Origin of the sequence: Actinosynnema sp. NPDC023658 (genome assembly GCF_040639995.1) — a bacterium.
Taxonomy (GTDB): Bacteria; Actinomycetota; Actinomycetes; order Mycobacteriales; family Pseudonocardiaceae; genus Actinosynnema.
Genome location: NZ_JBFAAX010000736.1, coordinates 1 through 2,833 on the forward strand (window position 1 = coordinate 1; position 2,833 = coordinate 2,833).

Annotated in this window: 2 protein-coding genes; both read right to left on the minus strand. The window is 73.1% G+C overall.

The genetic code is table 11. The annotated features are described in order from the left end of the window. Positions 1–1,323, minus strand: a 1,323-nt coding sequence (locus AB0G02_RS33980) for a cation:proton antiporter (RefSeq protein ID WP_360802608.1), incomplete at its 3' end; no start/stop codon positions are given. Then, positions 1,323–2,711: a cytochrome P450 gene (locus AB0G02_RS33985; protein ID WP_360802611.1), complete on the minus strand. Its 1,389-nt coding sequence runs from the start codon at positions 2,709–2,711 to the stop codon at positions 1,323–1,325. The genes AB0G02_RS33980 and AB0G02_RS33985, both read right to left, overlap by 1 nt. Positions 2,712–2,833: the final 122 nt, after the last annotated feature.

The following is a 2,833-nucleotide window of genomic DNA, read 5'->3' on the forward strand; positions in this document are numbered from 1 at the left end:
CAGCTGCTCGCGCTCGTAGTACCGGTAGCCGTTGCCGCCGATCCACGCCGGTTCGAGCAGCCCGATCGCGTCGTAGTGCCGCAACGTCCGCGACGCGGCGCGTTCCACGTCGTCGGGCAGCGACGCCCGGTAGATCGGCATCGCGGCGGCCGTGGTGACGATCGCGACCGCGACGAGGATCGCGAACAGCTCCGGCGTGACCAGCTCGTGCGCCAGGCCGATGTTGATGAAGATGAGGATCATCAGCCCGCGCGCGTTCATCAGCCCGCCGACCGCCGAGGCGTAGCGCCACGAGAAGCCCTGCCGGCGCACCACCGCGGCGCAGCCGAGGTACTTGCCGGCGAACGCGACCGCCATCAGCACGATGAGCGGCCACCACAGCGCGCCGCCCGCGCCGAAGCCGGACACCTCGGTGTTCAGACCGCTGAACGCGAAGAACACCGGCAGCAGCAGGATCGAGTTCAGGTCGGTGAGCCGGGTCTCCAGCTCCCGGCGCACGACCGCCGACTGCGGCATCGCCAGCCCGGTGATGAACCCGCCGAACACCGAGAACACGCCGATGTAGTCGGTGAACCAGCCCGCCGCCAGCACGAGGAACAGCACGAGCGCCATCACGTCCCGGCTCATCCGGCCCTGGCGCTCGACCCGGTCGCCCAGCTTGCGGAGCAGCTTGCGCCCCACCGTGAGCATCAGCAGCGCGAACACCGCGGCGCCCGCCACCGTGGTCAGCGCGTCGAGCGGGCTGCCCGCCGCCGCCACCGCGATGATCACCGCGAGGATGACCCACGCCGCCGCGTCGTCGATCGCCGCCGCGACCAGGGTGAGGCCGCCGATCGGCGTGTTCGCGATCCCTCGTTCCTGGAGGATCCGCGCCAGCATGGGGAACGCGGTGATGGACAGGGCGCCGCCGACGAACAGCATGAACTCCCACCGGGTGCTCCCGCCGGGGCTCAGCGAGCCGAAGAACAGGGCCGCGGCGGCCGCGCCGAGCGCGAAGGTCGGCAGGATCCCGGACGCGGCGAGCGCGGAGGCCCGCCGCATGTTCCGCCCGGCGGCGAGGCCGTGGTCGAGCGAGGAGCCGACGAGGAACATGTAGAACGTCAGGCCGATGGTGCTCAGCACGTACAGGGTGCCCTTGACGTCCGAGGGGAACAGCTGGGCCTGCACGCCCGGCGCGACGGCGCCGAGCAGCGCGGGTCCGAGCAGCACGCCCGCGACCATCTCACCGACGACCCTGGGCTGCTTGATCAGCATGGCAAGGCGTCCGCACAGGGTAGTCGCGGTGAGCACGACCGCCCGCAACGCGAACTGGATCTGGTTCACTAGGTGATCTCCTGGGTGGAAGGCGGTCGGCGCCGCAGGGGCCGACCGTGCGTGTCGTGGGTGTCGAAGTAGCGCCCGGCCAGGCGGAGCCGGTGGGCGTCCAGCACCATGACCGTGCCGAGGACGAGCTGGACGACGCTGCGCCACACGTCCTCCCACCGGTCCCGCACCCGCATGACCGCGCCCAGCACGGCCAGGCGTCGCGGCGGCAGCGGCTCGTCCAGCCGGACGAGCAGGCACGGACCCCGGTTCGGCAGCGAACGGGTGTGCCCGACGGTGGAGTGCAGCGCGCAGCGGCGCAGCACCTCGCGGGTCGCCGCGCGCAGGGCGAGCGGTGACAGCCGCCAGGCCGGGCACGGCCGGTTCGTGGCCACGCCGAACGGGATGTGGTGCGCCGCGCGGGCCTGGGCGTGCTCCCAGCGGTCCGGGTCGAACACCTCCGGGTGCCGGTGGCCGGCGGCGTGGTACTCGGGGTAGCTGAAGCACAGCACCGACCCGGCGGGCAGCGTGGTGCGCTCGTCCAGCGCGATGTCACCGGTGGTGATGCGGTGCGCGATGCCGAACAGCGGGTAGAGCCGCATGGTCTCGTCCAGGACGTGCGCGAAGTACCGGTCGTCGGTGGGGTCGGCCCTGAGCCGGTCCGCCACCTCCGGGTGCTGGGCCAGCGCGAGCAGCAGGTGCGCCATCGCCTCGGACATCTGGACCACGGCGGTGTTGAAGAAGGTGCCCTGGAGGTAGTGCACCTGCTCGGTGGGGGACAGCGTCGCGGGCAACGGCCGCCGCACGTCACCGGCCGCGACGCGGCGGGCGAGGTAGCGGGTGAGCCGGGCCCGCCGGGCGGGGTGGCGCAGGCCGGTGCACTTCAGCGAGGTCACCACGTCGTCGGCGTGCCCGACGATCAGGTCGCGCGCCTCGCGGGGGCACGGCTCCCCGAACACCAGTTCGTGGAAGTACTCCGCCCACACCGGCATCATCAGGTCGCGCAGCCGCACGGGGGTGACCTGCCCGGTGACCACCTCGTCGAGGACGTGCCCGGTGCAGCGGGCCGCCGCCGCCGACAGGACGTCACCCGGACCGGCGAGCAGGGCACGCGTCGTGCGCGCCACGTCGTCGTAGCGCGGGCCGGCCTCCAGGTGCTCCTGGTGGACCTCCGGGCCGGGGGCCAGCCAGTACCAGAACAGGTCCGACAGCCCGGCGCCGCGGCTGCGGCCGTTCGCGGCGGGGTGGCCGTAGACCTCCTCGAACCGGTCCGGCCCCACCAGCGCGTTCGGGAACGTGATCGCGTTGTCCCCGTTGACCTTCTCGAACACCTTGGCGCGCAGCGCGACCACCCGCCCCGGCAGCCAGCGCGGCGCGGTGAGCACCGCCGCGGCGGCGAGCAACCTCATCACCCGCACCGCGCGAACACCCCCGTCCCGCGTGCGACGACCAGGTCGCGGGTCAGGTCGGCCAGGCCGCGCCCGCCGCACTGCGCGAGCACGTGGTCGAACTCGTCGCGCAGCAGGTCGAG